The sequence below is a fragment of the Corynebacterium pelargi genome, assembly GCF_014635485.1.
Lineage (GTDB): Bacteria > Actinomycetota > Actinomycetes > Mycobacteriales > Mycobacteriaceae > Corynebacterium > Corynebacterium pelargi.
Genome location: NZ_BMCX01000002.1, coordinates 553,636 through 573,445, shown reverse-complemented (window position 1 = coordinate 573,445; position 19,810 = coordinate 553,636). Strand labels below are relative to the sequence as shown.

Sequence of the window (19,810 nt, the reverse complement as noted above, 5' to 3'; positions counted from 1 at the left end):
TGTGCGCCCAGTCACAAGACCACTGCACTCTAGGCCAAGAATTGTGATTCAGCTCATGATGAACTGGTTTCAAATCAAACCGGTCCTCTAACGACAAGCAAAGGAGCTGATCATGAAGGGAACTGTCGGGATTATCGGGGCAGGTTTCGCTGGGCTAATTTCCGCTCGAGAGTTGGAGCGCCTTGGGTACACGGTCGAAATTTTCGAGGCTCGAGACCGAATCGGTGGTCGAACCTGGACTGCCCAAAAACTGGGACACGAGTTGGAAGTGGGCGGCACTTGGGTTCACTGGATGCAACCATTCATTTGGTCAGAAATCACACGCTACGGCGCAGAAATCGTCTCATCTCCGGTTTGCGACGAAGCATTCTGGATTGTCGGCGATACGGTCCATTCAGGAGTTGAAGCAGACGTAGACAAAAAACTCGCCGGGGTTCAGTCGAAGATTTTCGAACGATCGCGCGAACTGTTTCCCCTGCCCCACGCGCCATGGACTAACCGTGAAGCTGTCGCGAAAGCGGATACCGGGACTGTGCTCGACTGCGTCCGGAACGGTGAATTCAGCGAAGAAGAAGTCGCATTAGCTAATGCGTACTGGAACGCTGGCTACAATGGCGAGTCTCGCACAGCATCGCCACTGATGGCAGCGCACTGGGCTGCTTTGTCAGATCACCGCCTATCTTTGCTCGATGATCAAACATTGCGCTACAAGCTCGAGGGCGGCATGAAGAGCATTTATTCGAAGATCCGAAACGACATTCGTGGAGAAGTACATCTCAACACGAGAGTCACCAAGGTAGACGACCAAGGCGACTGTGTCGAGATCACGCTAGCGGACGGCACGACCCGGCAGTTCGAACAAGTTGTAGTGACACTCCCAATCGGAGCACTCAAAACCATCGACTTCATCGAGGGGCTTCCCGATCACGCTAAAGAAGCGATGGTGGAAGGCTGGAACTGCACTGGCCACAAGGTATGGGTGAAGATCAAAGGCCATCGCAAAATTTTGGCTTACGCTCCAGACGGCCACCCCCTAGCGCTTCTTCGGTCAGAATATTTCATGGAAGACGACACCACGATTTGCGTAGGCTTCGGTCCTGACCACGCAGCAATTGACCTCAATAGCGTCGAGGCCGTCCAGCGAGCTGTAGATGCTTGGGACGCAAATATCGAGGTCGTAAGCACTTTTAGCCACGACTGGGTAGAGGACGAATTCACCGGACAGACCTGGGCAACTCCGCGAACCGGTCAGTTCCTCCACGGCCACCCAGAAAAGCTTCGTCATGGGAATCTAATTTTTGCCGGCTCAGATTGGGCAGCAGGTTGGAACTCTTTCGTCGATGGAGCTATCGAGACAGGTTTCCGGGCAGCCCGTGAAATTAACGAGCATCGACCCCTATAACTCTTGAGCTAACTAAAGAGCCCCGACTAGATCGGGGCTCTAACAATAGCGTCCAAATCCAGGCGTGGGGTTTCGAAATTCAAAATGCGGTTCCGTCGCCAATGGATCTTCGCCATCGAGTTCCCAGATCTGGCTTTCTTCCTTTTCCATAACGAAGGCGACAGTATCGTGGACAAAATTCTGCCACGGTACCGTCGCCTAAAAAATTATTTCGCCAGATACTAGCCGCCGTAATGCAACCAGACAGACTTAGTCTCGGTGTAGCACTCGATAGCTTGTGGTCCCATCTCTCGGCCCCAACCGGATTGTTTATATCCACCCCAGGGGGCTGCCATATCAGGGATCGGTAGCATATTCACAAATACTGCACCAGAGCGCAGCCCATTGGCTATGCGTTGACTCTCCGCAATGTCGCTAGTCCATACTGCGGCAGCGAGACCATACTCAGAATCGTTCGCACGTGCGATGACTTCGTCTAGCTCCCCGTCGTACTTCATTACCGAAAGAACTGGGCCAAAAATTTCTTGCTTCGCAATCGAATTATCTTCATCAACTTCGGCAAACACGGTGGGTTCAACGAAATAGCCATCACGATCAATCCGATGGCCACCTGTGACGAGTTCGGCTCCTTCGGAACGCCCAGCTTCAATCAAGTTGGTGATATGCCCGAGATGTTTTTCGGAAACTACTGGAGTTAGTTGAGATTTCTCGTCATTTCCAGGACCTACGTGCATTGAAGTTGCAGCCGAAGCAAGCTTTTCGACGAATTCATCGTGAACCTTGGAGTCCACGTAGAAGCGAGTATAGGCAGCACAAACCTGTCCAGAGTTCAATAACGCACCACCAATATTGCCAGCCACAGCGGAGTCTATATCGGCTGAGGCTGTAATGATTGAAGGCGCTTTACCACCGAGTTCGAGTGTCAAACGCTTAAGGTTGGAATCCGCCGCAGCATGGGTGATCGCTTTACCGGTCGGAGTCGAGCCAGTGTATGAAACATGATCGACACCCATGTGCGAGGACAACAGTGCGCCAACATCTCCAGCACCCGTCACAATGTTTACTACGCCTGCGGGAACGCCTGCCTGTTCGCAGATTTCAACAAGCTTGATGGACGTGAGTGGGGTAACTTCGGACGGCTTAATTACCACCGAATTACCTGTAGCCAGGGCGGGTGCAAGCTTCCAGGCAAGAATCATCAGCGGAAAATTCCAGGGAGTAATTAACGCGTTGACCCCCACAGGCTCTCGCTTGGTGTAGTGCAAGGTATCGGGGAAGCTGATTGGGTTGGTCGTACCCTGAATCTTGGTGACGAAACCGGCGAAGTACCGGAAGTGATTGGCTGCACCTGCCACCGACACTTGGCGAGCAACTCCGATCGGTTGCCCCTGATCCAAAGTTTCGAGCTGGGCAAATTCTTCTGCATTCGCCTCTATTAGATCCGCAATTTTGAATAATACGGCTGCACGCTGCACCGGCAATAGATTTGCCCACTCTCCTGACAAAGCTTCACGCGCCGCGGTAATCGCGTCGTCCACTTGAGTGGGGCTAGCGCACCTAACCTCAGCGATCACCTCGCCGGTGGCGGGGTTGTAGGAAGAAATACTATCTGCCGCTCCCTCAACCCATTCCCCATTGATGTATTGCCTAGTTTGCATCCTGGCTCCTTTCTTAGGTAAAGCCATTCTAAGTGAGCCCGCCCACTCCTACTTGTGAGACAGTGCACTTTAGTTTTCTGGGAGTGCATTAAGCAACAAAGGTTCGACGAAAAGCGCTGGGGCTTAGCCCAAACCTCTCCTTAAATGCACGAGAGAAGTAAGCCGCATCAGACAGGCCACAACTAGCCGCAATCACACTAATCGGCTGCGAAGAACTCGATGGGTCTCCAAGCAGAGCGTGAGCACGATCTAAGCGGCGACCTTTGATCGCCCCAGCGACCGTTGTTGCACGGTCACTAAAGAGCTGGTGAAGATACCGAACCGATATGAAATGTGCTTGAGCTATGAGCTTCGGCCCCAAATCTGGGTCGTCGAGATGGTCATCGATGAAGGCGTCAATTGTTCGGACCAGTTGAGTCCTAGAGTCCAGGCCAAATCCCGCATCTTCCGCGGCGGCAACTAGAACGGGCCGAATCATCGCTACAACCATTTCCGCCAACTGTGCCCCAGCACGAGTGGCGAGCTCGTCAAAATTACGCGCAAGTTCTCCCAAAAAGGCCGCTACAGCAGCACTCACCGCAAATCCCTTAGTGAGTGAAATAGCAGTGACATGCGCCAGCACTTTTTCACTGAGGGCAAGATCGTTTTTGGGAACCATAACCACCAATAAGGCGCACCCTTCAGGAAACTCAAGATCATAGGGACGCGAGGTGTCGTAAATTACAATGTCTCCCTGGCCAAAGTGAACCGCCTTCCCGTCTTGGCGCAGAACCCCATGCCCCTCAATTATCTGACTCACCTTTACATAAGCATCGCTTGGCCAAGCTATTAGCTCTTCAGTGCGATGGACTGAATGAGCGTCAGCACTGATGTGCACAAACGTTGCTCTTCCGACGTTGTGCATCTTCACCGCACCGCGAAATGACTCCAAAGCATCAATACGGAGCGGCACCACAGTGCTGTTCACCGCAAAGCGGAACTCTTTCAGCCCAATCATTGCACTACCCCTTCAAGACAGGCTCGAACACTTTCTGAAGTCCCGCAGTGTCGTCGAGAGGCAGAACTGCAGCTACATATTGATCTGGCCGCACTACCACCACTGCACCCTGCTCGGAGATTTCACGTTCCTCAAAAATGTTGCTGCCGGGGAGGAGAGAATAGACTTTTTCATAGTTGCTCACCCTGAACGGACCACACTTCGGAAAAAAGATCGAAGGAACTTGGTTTAAATCTACGTCCGTATGCAATTTAGGATAAATAATTTTGGTATCAAACATTACATCCTCATCGCCTGGACGCATGTAACGGTTCTGAGGCGAATCCGGGTCGTGAGCAAACCACTCTGCCCACTCGACCGCACGAGCGCCATCCAAATCAGCGAACACATAGATTCGATAACGTCCATCAGCCGTCGCGTGATGCCCTAAGTGCACGGGATTAGCGTCGGCAACTCGACATACCTCAGCAGACTTGAAGCGCTTACCTACGGGATACCCCTTGGCTAAGCTCTGATGCTCTTTTCCACCCGTAAGGATTGACGGTTGGTATTCGGTCATAAACCCGGCAGGGAATTCTGCCGTCTGAACGTAGTAATCCTCCAAGTAGTTAGGATTTTCAAGTTCTTCCGTGGGCGTCGCCATTAGCGTTGACCACTCACGGTCGAAATCTATGAGGTTCTTGGCAATTTCCTTTCGTTCCTCGGCATAGGTGCGCAGCAAAGTCTCCGGACTGCGCCCATCGAGAACATAGCCAAGCTTCCAAGCAATGTTGAACCCGTCCTGCATTGACACATTCATGCCTTGACCTGCCTTTGCGGAGTGCGTATGGCAGGCATCGCCGGTAATGAAAACTCGCGGCTCAGGGCACTCATTCGACAGATTGTCGAATTTGTTGGCTAACCGGTGCCCAACTTCATAGACCGAGTGCCAGCAGACCTCGCGAACGTCGAGAGTGTATGGACTTAGAATGTTGTTGGCCTGGTCAATAATCTGTTCGATGGTAGTACTACGAACCTGACCGTTGTCATCTTCTCTTACTTCACCAAGATCCACATACATTCGGAACAAATAGCCACCCTCGCGCGGAATATGAAGGATAGAACCATACTTCGAGTTGATTGCGCATTTCAGACGGATATCCGGGAAATCCGTTTCGGCAATTACATCCATCACGCCCCACGCATGGTTAGCAGACTTACCTTCAAGGCGTCCCCCAATCGCTTTCCGGACGCCGGAGCGGGCGCCGTCACACCCGACTACATACTTGGAATACACGGTGCGTTTTTCTCCGGTCTGAACATCGCGTAGCTCAACAGCCACCGGATATTCTCCATCCCCCACTTCAAGCCCCAAGAACTCATAGCCGAAATTCGGCTTCATGCGCGAAGGTGAACGCCCCATAAACTCCGCAAAATAGTCGAGAACGCGTGCCTGATTCACAATTAAGTGAGGAAACTCCGATACACCGTGCTCATCGTCCAAAGTTCGTGCTGTACGGTGGATCTCTTCCGGCGAATCTGGCTTTTGCTTCCAAAAAGCCATCTCGGTAATTCGGAATGCCTCGTCAGTGATTTCTTTGGCAAAACCGAATGCCTGAAATGTTTCGACCGACCTTGCTTGGATGCCGTCCGCCTGCCCGATCTCCAAACGGTGGGGCCTACGGTCAATAATGCGAGTGTGCACATTAGGAAACATTGACAACTGGGCGGCGGCGATCATTCCCGCAGGTCCCGCTCCCACGATCAACACATCCATATGATCAGGCAAAGCCTCAGACCGCTCGGGGCCTGCGGCGGGGAGAACCCGGGGGTTGGTGGAAACATAGCCATGGTGATGGAATTGCATATTTTCTCCTTAATTAATGTGGGGCTGCAAGAGTTAGGTTGCTGTGGGTAACCCGGTATGCCCTAACTCCAGACGAATGGTCGTTCCTGCTGTTCCTCCTCATGCAAAGGGCCAAGTGGAACGTTGGTTTTGTCGGTCAAAGCCGAGACTGCCAACAGCCCAACAACAGTCATGCCCGCCAGGTAGAAGGTCACTGCTTGCGTGCCCCCTGTTGCATCCACCAGTGCTTCCGCAATTGTGGGTGCGAAAGCACCACCCAGAATTGCCCCAATTGCATAAGAGATCGACACACCCGAGAATCTGATCGAGGCCGGAAAGATTTCGGTATACATCGCAGCTTGCGGCCCATAGGTAAAACCAGTTCCGATGGTGAGCAGAGCCAAACCAAAGAAGAGAGAGGTGCCACTGCCAGCTTCAACTAGAGGGAAGAGTGCGAACACCCCAGCGAGTTGGAGAACAAACCCAAGGATGTACGTTTTTTTGCGTCCGATAACGTCGGAGACTTTGCCGGACAGCAAAGTGAAGCACAGCCAGGTAGCAGCCGAGCCGGTTACCGCAAGCAAAACGGTGTCACGATCAAGCCCCACAGGCCCATCCGGGTTCGACGCATACTTTTGGATCCACCCACCAGTGGTCATGTAGCCAACGGCACCGTTACCGGCAAAGACCAGCGCAGCAATCAGTACAAGCAGACCATGCCGCTTGAACAACACCCCAATCGGGTTGGACGTCTGCTCCTTCCGCTCAGCGATTTCCTTGAACACCGGCGACTCATCGACACCGCGTCGAATTAGATAGCCTAGGCCGATCAGCAATACACTGATGAGGAACGGGATGCGCCATCCCCACTCAAGGAATGCATCACCTGGAGCGATCAAACTCATCAAGGCCAGCATGCCGGAGGCCATCAGCAAGCCGGCAGGCACACCGATTTGTGGGGAACATCCGTACCAACCCCGTTTGTGGTCAGGAGCATGTTCGACGGCCATCAGAACGGCACCACCCCACTCACCGCCGGCAGAAATACCTTGAATGATTCGAAGAAGAATCAGCAAAATCGGTGCCGCGATACCGATCGCATCATAGGTTGGCAGCAAGCCAATTATTGCCGTGGCCGCTCCCATCCCCATGAGAGTGACCATAAGCACCACCCGTCGACCTAACTTGTCACCAAAGTAGCCGGCGAGGAAAGCGCCGAGAGGTCGGAAAAGGAAGCTCAATCCAACACTTAGGAACGCCACCACTGTAGCTGCCTGGGGACCGAGCCCTGCGAAAAAGAGCTTGTTGAAGACCAGGCCGGCGGCACTTGCGTAAAGGAAGAAGTCATACCATTCGATAGCTGTGCCGACCGTGGTCGCCATCGCGACGCGGCGCTGTTCTTTTACATTACGAACTTCGTCGCCGGGCAAGACCTGCCCTGCATGAGCCGCGCCACGCGTGTCGTGCGCATTCGGGTTGCAAGCATTGGAACCCATCCATCCTCCTTAGAACATATTTCATTTTCCGGCGAGCCACACCACTGGTTTTCAAAACAGAGAGATGCCCGCCTCCACATCTTCAAAACAGCCCGCTCGATCTGCAGTTTTAGATGCATTTAAGCGTTCTACGTCACACACTACAGTGTTTCCCATCAAGCCGTAAGCCATTTGTGATTTACAACACTTGCAGGGCTGAACTTCATCATATATGATTCAGCCAAGTCGTCAAGAAAAAATTCTGTGCAGCACCTGCCTGGTGTGGAAGAAACGTCACGGCGACGAAGTATGCAAACGAGACAAAAGACACCTAAAGACTTCAAGCACGCCGAAGTTTGGCGCAATCATTAGAGGGGAGACTCCATGGGAATTCTCGAAAAACTGCCGGCGACACCAGGCAAAGTCCTCGCCGTCCATGTGGCATATGAATCAAGAGCCGCTCAACGCGGGCGCAGACCTAAGCAGCCTTCTTACTTCATGAAGGCCACCAGCTCCCTCACTGGATCCGGAACCGTCGAACGCCCTGAGGGCTGCGAACTACTGGCTTTTGAAGGTGAGGTCGCTCTCATCATCGGTACCGAAGCTCGAAATGTCTCGCTGGAGGACGCCTGGGACTATGTAGCAGCCGTTACCGCATCCAACGACCTTGGCATTTACGACTATCGCGCCCAGGATAAGGGGTCGAACACTCGCTCGAAATCTCGAGACGGTTACACACCCATCGGGCCGGAGCTCATCGATGCCCGAGCTGTAGAGCCAGGCAGCTTACGTATTCGCACCTGGGTCAACGGCGAGTTGGTGCAGGAAGATACCACCAGCGAAGAAAGCCTCATCTTTCCACTCCCCCAGTTTGTGGCAGACCTTTCTCAGCACATGACTCTGCACCCCGGGGATATCATTTTGACCGGCACACCCGCCGGTTCCACAGTGGTCAACCCCGGTGACGTGATGGAAGTAGAAGTTGATGGTGCAGGTTTAACATCAGGCAAACTTCGCACCGAAGTCATTGAAGGTGCGGGTGCTTTCGACAGAACCGTCGGCATGCTCCCTCATGTTGATGAGAAACAACGTGCTGATGCTTATGGCACAGACCTCGATACCTCAGGCTCTTCCAAGCCTGATCTACCCGATGACCTACGTAAAAAGCTCGAACAAACGCCGACCGCCGGGCTATCTGCACAGCTACGAAATCGCGGGCTCAATCAAGTGGTTATCGAAGGGGTATACCCGCAAACTCCAGGAACCAAAATGGTAGGCGTTGCGAAAACTCTTCGCTTTATCCCTGGCAGAGAAGATCTTTTTAAAGCGCACGGCGGTGGTTACAACACCCAGAAGCGAGCCTTCGACGAACTCAAGCCTGGAGAGGTTCTCGTTATCGAGGCTCGGCAAGAAGCAGGATCCGGCACTCTGGGCGACGTGCTCGCCATACGCGCTAAAAGCCTAGGAGCGGCCGGCATAGTAACCGACGGGTGTGTTCGCGATTATGCAGCCGTGGAGGAAGTCGGTCTGCCGGTTTTCAGTCAGGGCGCCCATCCGGCCGTACTCGGCCGCAAGCACGTCCCATGGGACATGGATCTACCGATTGCATGCGGCAACGCCACCATCATCCCAGGTGACGTAATCGTAGGCGACGATGACGGAGTGATTGTGATTCCTCGGGACATCGTAGAAGAGGTTGTAGACGCTGCACTGGAGAAGGAGCTACAAGACGAATGGGTTGCTGCCCGGGTCTCCGAAGGTAACCCGGTAGATGGTTTATTCCCTCCCACCGGGGATTGGAAAGATAAGTGGCAGCAATACCGCGAGGAACGCACATGACAGTAGTAGAACAAAGCAAAACAGAGCGCGCCTACGAGTGGATCAAAGCAAAGATTCAAACTCATGAATTCGCACCCGGTCATAGGTTGGTCATCAGTTCGCTTGCGGATGAGCTCTCCGTCAGCCCGGTACCTATCCGTGAGGCCATCCGTCAATTGGAAGCAGAAGGGTTGGTGACGTTCGCCCGCAACGTGGGGGCAAGGGTCACAATGATCGAGCCCGAACGCTATTCCAATCTTATGGAATCCGTCGCAGTGCTCGAAGGTGTAGCCACCGCTTTATCAGCTCCGAACCTCGATTCCGCAGATCTCGCTGAAGCGCGGAGAATCAATTCTCAGCTTGAGATCTCCACCAACAATCTCGATCCGGCTGAATTCACCCATCTGAACAAAAAGTTTCATCAAGCATTGTTCAATAAATGCCCGAACCAGCACTTGTTGGACCTGGTGTTTAGCGAGTGGGAACGGCTGAATTACGTCCGCGAGTCTACGTTCGCTTTCGTTCCTCAACGCGCCATCGCTTCAGTCAGGGAACATGAACAAATCGTGGCACTAATTGAGGCGGGTGCTGAGGCTGCGTACATCGAAAAAGTTGCTCGTCAGCACAGGCTAAACACAATCGATGCTTATCAGCAGTCCAGCTAGATGCAATCCGGAGACCATCTCTTCAGGTCGAAAACCCAAATAACACACTCATTTTGAGAGGACATAACAATGGCACCGAAGAACCTTCCTGAGAAAATTCAGCACTACATCAACGGCGAATGGGTCGACTCCCTCGACGGCGACACTTTCGACGTGATCAATCCAGTGACCAACGAGCCCTATATTCAGGCAGCTTCCGGCAAGGTTGAAGACATCGACCGAGCCGTAAAAGCGGCTAAAGAGGCATTCCTAAACGGCCCTTGGCCAAAAATGCTCCCCCGAGAACGATCCCGCATTCTCCACAAAATTGCGGATATCGTCGAATCAAGGGAAGACATTCTTGCTGAGATGGAGTCTTTCGACTCAGGCCTTCCAATCACTCAGGCACTTGGCCAGGCTCGGCGCGCTGCGGAAAACTTCCGCTTCTTCGCAGATTTGATTGTCGCTCAGCATGATGATGCGTTTAAAGTACCGGGCCGCCAGGCCAACTACGTCAATCGTAAGCCGATCGGTGTCGCTGGCCTCATCACCCCGTGGAACACACCTTTTATGCTTGAATCCTGGAAACTCGGCCCTGCACTAGCAACGGGCAACACCGTCGTGTTGAAGCCAGCTGAGTTCACACCACTCTCAGCATCGCTTTGGCCGGGTATCTTCGAAGAAGCTGGACTTCCCAAGGGTGTATTCAATCTCGTAAATGGGTACGGCGAAGAAGGCTACGCCGGTGATTCGCTGGTCAAACACCCCGATGTGCCGCTGATTTCCTTCACAGGTGAATCCCGCACAGGTCAGATCATTTTCGGGAACGCGGCACCGTACCTCAAAGGTCTATCCATGGAACTCGGAGGCAAGTCACCCGCAGTGGTCTTTGCCGACGCAGATTTGGACGCAGCCATCGACGCTACGATCTTCGGAGTCTTTTCCCTCAACGGCGAGAGGTGCACGGCCGGCTCTCGAATCCTGGTGCAGCGAGAAATATACGAAGAATTTGTCGAACGATACGCTAACCAGGCAAAACGTGTGAAAGTCGGTCTGCCAGAGGATCCTAAGACAGAGGTCGGTGCTCTAGTACATCCAGAGCACTTTGAGAAGGTCATGAGCTATGTCGAGATCGGCAAGCAAGAGGCCCGCCTGGTCGCAGGCGGCGGCCGCCCTGAGGGCTTTGAAGAGGGCAACTTCGTTCAACCCACCGTATTTGCCGATGTATCCCCGGATGCTCGAATTTTCCAAGAAGAAATTTTCGGCCCCGTAGTAGCGATCACCCCCTTCGACACCGACGAGGAAGCACTCGAACTGGCTAATAACACCAAATACGGTCTAGCCGCGTACATCTGGACCAACGATCTCAAACGTGCTCACAACTTCGCGCAAAACGTCGAAGCTGGCATGGTTTGGCTCAACTCCAACAACGTCCGTGATTTGCGTACTCCTTTCGGTGGCGTCAAAGCATCTGGATTAGGGCACGAGGGTGGCTACCGTTCGATTGACTTCTACACCGATCAGCAGGCCGTACACATCAACCTAGGCGAAGTCCACAACCCAGTATTCGGCAAGCAAGACGATTAATTACCCGACGCGTACACAAAGGATCACATCATGACTGTTCAAGCACCAGACATTTTGCGTTGTGCCTACATGGAGATTGTTGTAACTGATCTCAAGGCATCTCGCGACTTCTACGTCGATGTTCTCGGCCTAGTCGTCACTGAAGAAGACGACAACGCAATCTACCTGCGCACCTACGAGGAATTTATTCACCACAATCTTGTGTTGCGTCAAGGCCCCGAGGCAGCAGTTCAAGCATTCTCCTTCCGCGTGCGTTCACCCGAGGACCTAGATAAAGCAGAGGCCTTTTATAAGGAGCGCGGTTGTCGCGTAGAGCGGAAAGCAGATGGTTTCGTCAAAGGCATTGGAGATTCTGTTCGCGTTGAAGATCCGCTTGGCTTCCCGTATGAGTTTTTCTACGAGGTAAAGCATGAACGTCGAATGGCTTGGGACTACCAAGCGCACATTCCCGGCGCTCTGGTTCGCCTGGATCACTTCAACCAAATCACTCCGGACGTGCCCAAAGCCGTAGAGTACATGGAAGACCTTGGCTTCCGTGTCACCGAAGACATTCAAGATGAAAAGGGCACGGTGTACGCTGCCTGGATGCGACGCAAGCCAACTGTGCATGACACCGCAATGACCGGTGGCGATGGTCCGCGTATGCACCACATTGCGTTCGCTACGCATGAGAAGCACAACATCATCGCGATCTGCGACAAGCTCGGTTCGCTGCGACGCTCGGACGCAATCGAGCGTGGTCCCGGCCGCCACGGTGTATCCAATGCTTACTACCTCTACCTGCGCGACCCGGACGGACACCGCGTGGAGATCTACACCCAGGACTACTACACAGGCGATCCGGACAACCCTCGAGTAACTTGGGATGTTCATGACAATCAGCGCCGCGATTGGTGGGGCACCCCTGTTGTGCCTTCCTGGTACACCGACGGCTCACGGGTACTTGACCTCGACGGCAATCTGGTTCAGTTGACGAAACGTACCGACGCCTCTGAGATGGAAGAGACTATCGGAGCCGATGGCTTTTCGTACACTCGCCCTGGCGAAGAAATGCCCGATTACAAGAAGGGCGAATACAAGCTAGGCCATCAGCTTTAAATTTGCGACGCCCCGCGTTACCTCTCACGGCGGCGACTTCGGTCGCCGCCCTCTTTCGGAATGGAGCACCCCTTGCTGAACAAGGAAACCATCATTCAAATCGCGGATGAACTTGCAGCGGCGGAAGAAAACCGCTCAATGATTCCGTTATTGACCAAGCGATTTGAAAACATGACCGTTGAAGACTCGTATGCCGTGCAAAACGAATGGCGCCGCCGCGGTATTGAGGCGGGCCGTAGGCCAGTCGGCCGTAAGATTGGCCTAACCTCCAAAGTGATGCAACAGGCCACCGGTATTACCGAGCCGGACTATGGTGCGATTTTTTCGGACATGGTCTTCGAGAACGGATCGGTAATTGAGCATGCGCAGTTTTCTAATGTACGAATTGAAACGGAATTAGCCTTCGTATTGAAGGAACCCTTGAAGGGGCCTAACGTCACGATCTTCGAGGTCATGAACGCAACTGACTACGTCATTCCTGCCCTGGAGATCCTTAGTTCTCGGATCGAAATGGAGGGGCGCACCATTGTCGACACTATTTCAGATAACGCCGCAATGGGCGGGATGGTGTATGGAGGCAACCCGGTCAAACCACACGACGTGGATCTGCGCTGGGTAGCGGCTTTGCTCTATCGCAACGAGGTGATCGAGGAGTCTGGTGTTGCTGCCGCGATCCTAAATCATCCTGCAACCGGAGTGGCCTGGTTGGCTAACAAGCTAGCAGCTCATGGTGATTCTTTGGAGGCCGGGGAGATCATCCTTGCAGGTTCTTTCACCCGGCCGATGTGGGTGAAAGAGGGAGACACTGTACACGCCGACTTTGGACCGCTTGGAGCAATAACATGCAAATTCAAGTAGATCTACCGCCGACATTTAACGAAAAAGTTCGTGGAACAAGAGGCCCTGCCACAGGCCTTTGGGTGTGCTCGGGCAGCGATTCTGCAGCTGAAATTCTTTCCCTCTCAGGTGCCGAGTGGTTGCTGATCGACGGCGAGCACTCCCCTGTTGGATTGGAAACCATAACTTCCATGCTTCGCGCGGTGGCAGCTGGCTCCGCTACGCCCGTGGTACGCGTCCCCGTTCTAGACACTACGTTGATCAAGCAGTACCTGGATCTGGGTGCTCAGAACATCATGGTGCCAATGGTGCACACAGGCGAGGACGCCGCTCATGCGGTTGCCGCAATGCACTATCCCCCCAAAGGCATCCGTGGAGTGGGTAGTGCACTTGCTCGTTCTTCGCGCTGGAATCGTGTTTCGGGTTATCTGGACAAAGCCTCAGAAACAGTCAGCCTGACAGTACAGATTGAGTCCGATCGTGCTGTCCGGAATTGCGACGCCATCGCCAATACAGATGGTGTGGACGCGGTATTCATCGGACCTTCCGATTTGGCTGCGTCTATGGGACTTCTTGGACAGCAGACCCACCCTGATGTCCTCGAGAGGGTCTATCAATGCATTGATGTTGTGCAGAAATCCGGGAAGCTTGTAGGCGTGAACGCTTTTGACCTCGACCAGGCACGGGAATACGTTCGATCGGGCGTTGATTTCGTCGCAGTGGGTGCAGACGTCCAGATCTTAGCTTCACAATCACAGGTACTCGCTAATACATTCAAAGATGCGAAGCAAGGTAGCTAATAATCGATTAGCGCTAAAGACTCCGGGGCCCGGTGCTTTTAAAAGAAGGCAGCAGTAAATTCTCCTCCAAACAGAGCTTCTGTATTCAGCGCCGGGAGCCCTGCGTCAGTTCTTCTTCAGCCATCTTGTTCGAGACCCAATCGAAAATACACCTTCAGAGTCCAGGCAGGATTCGGTAAGTTTCCAAAAGGCAGCGGTACGGACCTCTCCCTCGAGTATCCGAATGGTTAACAAGGCATACCACTGCTGCTTTAGAAACTAACCGAAGTCCACTGAGCGCACCGCCTAATAAAAACAAACCGCTATGCTGGGAGCCACCAATTCATTGCGTAGCTTCGTGAGTCTACGCAACCACCAGAGTTATTCTTGAGAACCCCTGCGGCTCTCTACCCACGAGCTAGAAGTAACGAACAACGAGGGCTCACTGGGGAATCTTGGTGAGCACGTGCTCGAAAACACCGACTAGACGCCAACTAAGCCTCGCAGGAAGATTCGAAAACTTTTCAATCCGCCGGCAGATGAAGTGTGAGCTTATCTTGCTAGTCCGCCGTTTTGGAGAATCCACTTTGTTGATTTCCAAAGATGCCCAAAACGTTTGAGAGTTTTTGGATCGACGGCTCTAGCACCCCTAAGGTTCAGTGGAAACTTTACTTCCACCAGCAGGCGAACCTCGTAGATCGAATTTCCCCTGGGTACTACCTTCTACTAGTCGCTTTGGAATATTTGCGCCGGGGGACGTCGAAAAGCTTGGAGCCGCTAATGGGCACACGCGCGAGTATCCTGGGCGAAAAGTGATTGAGCTGATGCAAGGAGACTGCCGTGCGCTTCAAAGGAATCTTTGCCGCAATCCCCTGCGCACTCTTGCTAGGGGCTTGCTCTAGTAGCTATCAGGTTCACCTGAGTGCTCAAGAAGCGGTGCTCAGGATTGAACTTCAGGGCGCAAAATTTGTAGAAGATGATGGTGTTTGGGTGCAGGTGGGATCTCAACGTGAGGCCTTGCCTACTGAAGAACCAGCCAATGGCTTTGGTGGGGTCACGCATTTTGAATACGAGCTGGAATCTCAACAGGTTCTGAAGGTGCGCTCGCATAAAACTGGCCCTACAGACAAAATGTGGCGAGGACCTTTTGGTGAATGCTTCATGCGCGAGGCGAAGTCCGACTACACCTTCGAAGATCCAGGCGAGATTGCCAACATCTTAAAGAACTCCGCCCAGCGCTGCTAGCTTTTCCAGTCGTGCATTAAAAAAACCAGCTCCGGTGGCAGGACCTACAACTGCCAGCGATGCACCGTCGCGCCACACCGAAGCCTTGGGGGTACTGCAAAGCTTCTACCTGCACCGCAAGTCTGCTGAGTGTCGCTAGGGTTGGAGGAATGAAAGACACAACAACAAAGCGCATCGGCATCTTTGTGGGGTCAGTTCGCGAAGGACGCAACGCAATCGACGTTGCCCACTGGGCAAAGGGATTAAGTGAAGGCTCGGGCGCCGAGTTTGAACTCATCGACCTGGCCGAGCACATCCTGCCCCACATCGACACCCCGAAGCCGCCGGCGGCCTACGAAGGTAAGTACCCAGAAGCACAAGTGCGCGAATGGGCCGAACTCATCGATAGCTTCGATGGCTTCATCTTCGCCACCCCCGAATACAACGCCAGCGTGCCTGGCACCATGAAGAACAATTTTGACTCCATCTATAGCGAGTGGGCCGACAAGCCCGTGGGTTTCGTCGCCTGGGGTGGTAATGGCGGCGAGTCAGCGGTGCGCCATTGGCACGACATTGTCCAGCGCGTAGGCATGAAGCCTGTGGGCAAGGACGTGCTCCTGCCCTTCCGCGAGGCATTCAAAGACCACAAACTTGCCGCGAACGACGAGCAAGAAGCTGCGATGAAAGCACTGCTTGAGACCGTGGTGAAGGAAGCCTAAGACATGATGCGCAAATTGCTTGCTGGTAGCGCGATCCTAGTGCTGGCCGGATGCAGTGCCTCTTCGGATGATTCGAGTGCGAAACCCGAGCAGTGGCAGACAACTGCAAAGATTTTTAATCACGTGCTTGACCACGCCGATGAGTACGACTTCGACATCGAAGATGCTTCATCCACTTACGATTATTCGCTTGTCGACGCCAACGGCGACGGCCAAAAAGAATTGCTCCTGCGCAAAACCCCCAACGCGGCGGTAGGTTCTGTGCTTGTATTTGCCGCGGACCCAGAACACAACCAGGCGATACTTGCAGATACAGCACTAAAAGACGGCGTTGCAACGGCTGGCGGTGGCCGTTATAGCATCGCTGGCACCAAGAGCGAACACGGCATTATCGCCAGCAGCGGCGAGGCCGCCAGCGGGGCGACAACCGCGGTGCTCTACACCATCGATGGAGCATCCTTGGTAGACCAAGGCCAATGGAATTACACCGCCGGCTCATCCGGCACACCGGAAAGCCTGGAGGCAGCAGAGGCAGAACTGGACTGGGAAAATATCGCTCAGCGCCCCTTTAATGAGCAACCAGATCTGTTGCGCAGCAACCCCGGCGATCTACCAAACATTGAAGGTGAAACAGGTGGCAACGACGCTGCAAGCGCGAAGCCAGAAGAAAAAACGAGCAATCGCAGCATCGAAGACGTAGTTGATGGCCGATCCAAAGCGGACTTCCCCACCTTCAGCGGCGATGCCAGCAGCGCCAACCCCAACTATGTTCCCAAGACCTCACCGCAGTTCGCACGCGCGGTGTATAACGCCTTTATTTTGGAGTGGATCTACAACGCCAACACCACACCCGTATTGGAAGTGACCTCGCCTGTAACTGGGCAAACATACACGATGACCTGCGTGCAGGATACTTCGGTGACGTGCCGCGGCGGCAACGACGCGGTGGTGTATATCTACCCGCCAAGCCCCTATGCTCCACCAGACGGGGTGCAGTGGGGATAGCAATCGGCACCGGTGTCGAGGTGCCACTCCAAAGCCGGGTAAAACGCTCGGAGATTGCATGAATCCCTATGCAATCCTCCGGGCTACCGGCGCGGGAGGCGGTGCTAGGGAATGCCGGGGGTCGAACCCCTCATGCTGGTGCTAGCCCGTTGCTAGCTGGACCTTCCCATGAGAAAACCCGGCGCGACCGCCAAGGTCCAACCGGGTCCGCTGCAAACTAATTAGAAGTTGAATCGATCTTCTGGCACTGGGTGTGGTGCTCCTGATGGGCGATCGAGGTACCGCATCTCGAAATCTGTAGTGCGCGTTGGTGTTTCATCCCAATCAAGATGTAGCGACAGATCTGAATGTTCGCACATGTAATGGAAGAGGCTATCCACCTCCGGGAAGTGCTCCATTTTCTCGATTGTTGCTCGAACCTCGAACAAGTCTTCATCGTCATAAAAATTAAACCACAATGGCACCGTGGCGCCGGTTTCTTTTCTCCATTCCTCGATGAGCTTTTCCGTGAGCTTGGTATCCGTGGTTTCGAGCACCTCGACGTAGGGATGAATCTTCATCATCATGTGTCTGCCCTCCACACCATTGGTCGAACCTCTGTAACCACAGGAATCATTTTTCCACCATCAGCATCATCACGCACCGCTTTGCTTGGTCCAGACTCAGAACTCTAGCCACTTGATCCCAAACGGCCAGACCAAGGCTAGAAACGAGAAAACCCCTGCTCCTTGCTAGGAACTGGGGTCTTGATTTGTGGAGCTGCCGGGCGTTGAACCCCCTGATTGTTTTTCTAGCCCGCTGCTAGCTGGATCTTCCCATGAGAAAACCGGCGCGACCGTCAAGGTCGAACCGGGTTGAACTTAGGTGCTACATATTGATCGAAGGATTGGGAAAATCGACTTCTGGGAATTCATCCAGCTTGTCAGTAGCTACCAAAAAACCCAATCCACACATGATCTCCGTGTACTTTGGCGCCTCTTCTGGAGTCAAGCCTTCGTAGATGAACCGTTGGACGTGCTCGTCAAACGTCATCCTAACTGGGCCACTGTGCATGATCATGGCCTTGATCTTAGTTGTTTGCTGAAGTATTCGTCATAACTGGATCTTCATATGTGAAAACCGGCGCGACCGCCAAGGCCCAACCGGGTCCGCTGCAAACTATTTAGAAGTTGAATCGATCTTCTGGCACTGGCTCCCGAATGCCTGTTGGGCGTTCAAGATACTGCAGCTTGAAGTCTGTTACTTCTGGGGCAACGTCATCCCAATTGAGTCGCATTGAAAGCTCAGAGTTTTCACACATGTAGCGGAAAAGGCTATCGAGTTCGGAAAAGTGTTCATCTTCCAAGATGTAAGACCTGATGAGAAAAAGGTCTTCATCATCGAAGAACTCATAGAACAGGCGGATAGTGGCGTCTGTAGACTTACGCCACTGCTCGATGAGGCTTTCGGTAATGTCTGTGTCCGTGGTGTCGAGCACTTCGATGTACGGGTGGATCCTAATCATTGATCTGCCCTCCACACCATTGGTCGAACCTCTGTAACCACCGGAACCATTTTTCCACCATCAGCATCATCACGCACCGCTTTGCTTGATCCAGACTCAGAACTCTAGCCACTTGATCCCAATCGGCCAGACAAAGGCTAGAAACGAGAAAACCCCTGCTCCTTGCTAGGAACAGGGGTCTTGAGTCGTGGAGCTGCCGGGCGTTGAACCCAGCAACAAAACCGCCCCTATCTGCACAAACACGCCAGTTTTCCAAAACCCCGCGTCAATCACACGACACACGAAAACGTCGCATCCAACCGGGCGCCCAACTCATCCAAATCCGCATCAAACAGCGCCGAAATGGATGCCGAATACCCACTTGGTGCATATGAATTCATCCGTGCTTCTAAGCCTGTGAAAGGTTCACATGTGATGGTATGGAAAAAGACCGAATCTGGCATTAGGGCGCTGAATCCGCAGAACGAACGTATCAAAACTGACGACTACCTTGAGACTGCTGTGCGGGGTTCAATTCGGTGGGCCAGGATTGACGGATTTCAGCCAAGAACTGGTGTACGATTGGTTTTTTAAGGGAAAAGAGCTATGAATTACAAAGAAGCCTATGAACTGGTACTTCGCGAGTATCCGGATGCAAGAATCAACACCAAAGGTTACGAGGCGCCGGATTTTTTCGTGCTGCCACCTGAGGATCCGGAATGCGAGGGGTTCGGGCCTTATTTTGTCTGGAAGAACTCAGAAAGCGTAGACAAATCCCATCCCACAGACCCACGAATAGATGAGTGGATGCCGTTGTTTATTGACAATCCGGTTTCTGTCTAGCGAATAGCCATGAAGTAGCCACGTGCGTGGGGGCGAGTGCCCACCATGGCACCACCCCGCACCACGTCTTGTGGTGGCGGGGTTTTCTTATGCCCGAAATCAGATCACCCAGGAGAGATCATGTCGGAAGAAAACACCGCCACCAATGTGGAGAACACCCACGAGCAGGCGGAGCCACTGTCGAAGTCCACGTCGTTTTGCAATCCGGATGGGGATCTGTTTTTGACGGGTCAGGAGCGAGTCATGCTCGAGTCAGTGCTTGAAGATGGTGTTTCCAATGGGGCTCAGGGAATGGAGGCGGCTGGATGGTGAATCAGGAGGAATTTCCGTGTGAAATTCCTGTGGCGCTGTCGAGGCACTCCAGCGGTAGGCATGATGTCTATGGCAGTCCAACGCCACCGCCGCAAGCCTGAGCA

18 protein-coding genes are annotated in these 19,810 nt (G+C 53.4%); 12 read left to right on the top strand and 6 right to left on the bottom strand.

Going from position 1 to position 19,810, the window contains the following annotated elements; translation table 11 throughout:
• The first annotated feature begins 112 nt into the window (after window positions 1–112).
• Window positions 113–1,402 carry a flavin monoamine oxidase family protein gene (locus tag IEU99_RS06415; RefSeq protein WP_229718404.1) on the top strand — a complete coding sequence of 430 codons (1,290 nt, stop codon included), beginning with the start codon at window positions 113–115 and terminating at the stop codon, window positions 1,400–1,402.
• A 221-nt stretch (window positions 1,403–1,623) separates the two neighbouring features.
• Here IEU99_RS06415 and IEU99_RS06410 read toward each other — a convergent pair whose 3' ends face one another.
• The 4 genes from IEU99_RS06410 to IEU99_RS06395 all read right to left on the bottom strand — a co-directional run bounded on the left by IEU99_RS06410 (window position 1,624) and on the right by IEU99_RS06395 (window position 7,264).
• Window positions 1,624–3,060 (bottom strand): aldehyde dehydrogenase family protein, encoded by a 1,437-nt coding sequence (locus IEU99_RS06410; RefSeq protein WP_128890244.1) that lies wholly within the window; start codon window positions 3,058–3,060, stop codon window positions 1,624–1,626.
• An 88-nt stretch (window positions 3,061–3,148) separates the two neighbouring features.
• Window positions 3,149–4,057 carry an AraC-like ligand-binding domain-containing protein gene (locus IEU99_RS06405; RefSeq protein WP_128890245.1) on the bottom strand — a complete coding sequence of 303 codons (909 nt, stop codon included), beginning with the start codon at window positions 4,055–4,057 and terminating at the stop codon, window positions 3,149–3,151.
• Window positions 4,058–4,061: 4 nt separating this feature from the next.
• A complete protein-coding gene (locus tag IEU99_RS06400) occupies window positions 4,062–5,903 on the bottom strand; it encodes an FAD-dependent monooxygenase (protein ID WP_128890246.1) in 1,842 nt (613 codons plus the stop codon).
• Window positions 5,904–5,965: 62 nt separating this feature from the next.
• Window positions 5,966–7,264, bottom strand: coding sequence for an MFS transporter (locus tag IEU99_RS06395; protein WP_229718412.1), 1,299 nt, complete (start codon window positions 7,262–7,264; stop codon window positions 5,966–5,968).
• Window positions 7,265–7,741: 477 nt separating this feature from the next.
• On the opposite strand from IEU99_RS06395, the gene IEU99_RS06390 reads away from it, so the two are divergent.
• The 9 genes from IEU99_RS06390 to IEU99_RS06350 all read left to right on the top strand — a co-directional run bounded on the left by IEU99_RS06390 (window position 7,742) and on the right by IEU99_RS06350 (window position 17,068).
• Entirely contained in the window at window positions 7,742–9,196 is a 1,455-nt protein-coding gene (locus tag IEU99_RS06390) for a fumarylacetoacetate hydrolase family protein (RefSeq protein WP_128890248.1), read from the top strand.
• Complete coding sequence (locus IEU99_RS06385; protein ID WP_128890249.1) at window positions 9,193–9,840, top strand: GntR family transcriptional regulator; 648 nt, start codon at window positions 9,193–9,195, stop codon at window positions 9,838–9,840. Before IEU99_RS06390 ends, IEU99_RS06385 begins: the two co-directional genes overlap by 4 nt.
• A gap of 69 nt (window positions 9,841–9,909) precedes the next feature.
• Window positions 9,910–11,406, top strand: coding sequence for a 5-carboxymethyl-2-hydroxymuconate semialdehyde dehydrogenase (gene hpaE, locus IEU99_RS06380; protein ID WP_128890250.1), 1,497 nt, complete (start codon window positions 9,910–9,912; stop codon window positions 11,404–11,406).
• A 30-nt stretch (window positions 11,407–11,436) separates the two neighbouring features.
• Entirely contained in the window at window positions 11,437–12,504 is a 1,068-nt protein-coding gene (gene hpaD / locus IEU99_RS06375) for a 3,4-dihydroxyphenylacetate 2,3-dioxygenase (protein ID WP_128890251.1), read from the top strand.
• Window positions 12,505–12,576: 72 nt separating this feature from the next.
• Window positions 12,577–13,362 (top strand): 2-oxo-hept-4-ene-1,7-dioate hydratase, encoded by a 786-nt coding sequence (gene hpaH / locus IEU99_RS06370; protein WP_128890252.1) that lies wholly within the window; start codon window positions 12,577–12,579, stop codon window positions 13,360–13,362.
• Window positions 13,347–14,141 carry an HpcH/HpaI aldolase family protein gene (locus IEU99_RS06365; RefSeq protein WP_128890253.1) on the top strand — a complete coding sequence of 265 codons (795 nt, stop codon included), beginning with the start codon at window positions 13,347–13,349 and terminating at the stop codon, window positions 14,139–14,141. Before hpaH ends, IEU99_RS06365 begins: the two co-directional genes overlap by 16 nt.
• Window positions 14,142–14,960: 819 nt before the next feature.
• Window positions 14,961–15,365 (top strand): hypothetical protein, encoded by a 405-nt coding sequence (locus tag IEU99_RS06360; RefSeq protein WP_128890254.1) that lies wholly within the window; start codon window positions 14,961–14,963, stop codon window positions 15,363–15,365.
• Window positions 15,366–15,514: 149 nt separating this feature from the next.
• Entirely contained in the window at window positions 15,515–16,063 is a 549-nt protein-coding gene (locus IEU99_RS06355; RefSeq protein WP_164931173.1) for an NADPH-dependent FMN reductase, read from the top strand.
• Between the two features lie 3 nt (window positions 16,064–16,066).
• Entirely contained in the window at window positions 16,067–17,068 is a 1,002-nt protein-coding gene (locus tag IEU99_RS06350) for a hypothetical protein (protein WP_128890256.1), read from the top strand.
• A 221-nt stretch (window positions 17,069–17,289) separates the two neighbouring features.
• Here the strand turns inward: IEU99_RS06350 and IEU99_RS06345 are convergent, their stop codons facing one another.
• Together IEU99_RS06345 and IEU99_RS06340 are read right to left on the bottom strand one after the other, a co-directional pair.
• A complete protein-coding gene (locus tag IEU99_RS06345; protein WP_128890257.1) occupies window positions 17,290–17,634 on the bottom strand; it encodes a hypothetical protein in 345 nt (114 codons plus the stop codon).
• 596 nt (window positions 17,635–18,230) lie between these two features.
• Window positions 18,231–18,572 (bottom strand): hypothetical protein, encoded by a 342-nt coding sequence (locus IEU99_RS06340; RefSeq protein WP_123933410.1) that lies wholly within the window; start codon window positions 18,570–18,572, stop codon window positions 18,231–18,233.
• Between the two features lie 585 nt (window positions 18,573–19,157).
• Here IEU99_RS06340 and IEU99_RS06335 point away from each other — a divergent pair.
• Complete coding sequence (locus tag IEU99_RS06335; RefSeq protein WP_128890258.1) at window positions 19,158–19,394, top strand: hypothetical protein; 237 nt, start codon at window positions 19,158–19,160, stop codon at window positions 19,392–19,394.
• Between the two features lie 120 nt (window positions 19,395–19,514).
• Entirely contained in the window at window positions 19,515–19,706 is a 192-nt protein-coding gene (locus IEU99_RS06330) for a hypothetical protein (RefSeq protein WP_164931174.1), read from the top strand.
• Window positions 19,707–19,810 lie beyond the last annotated feature (104 nt).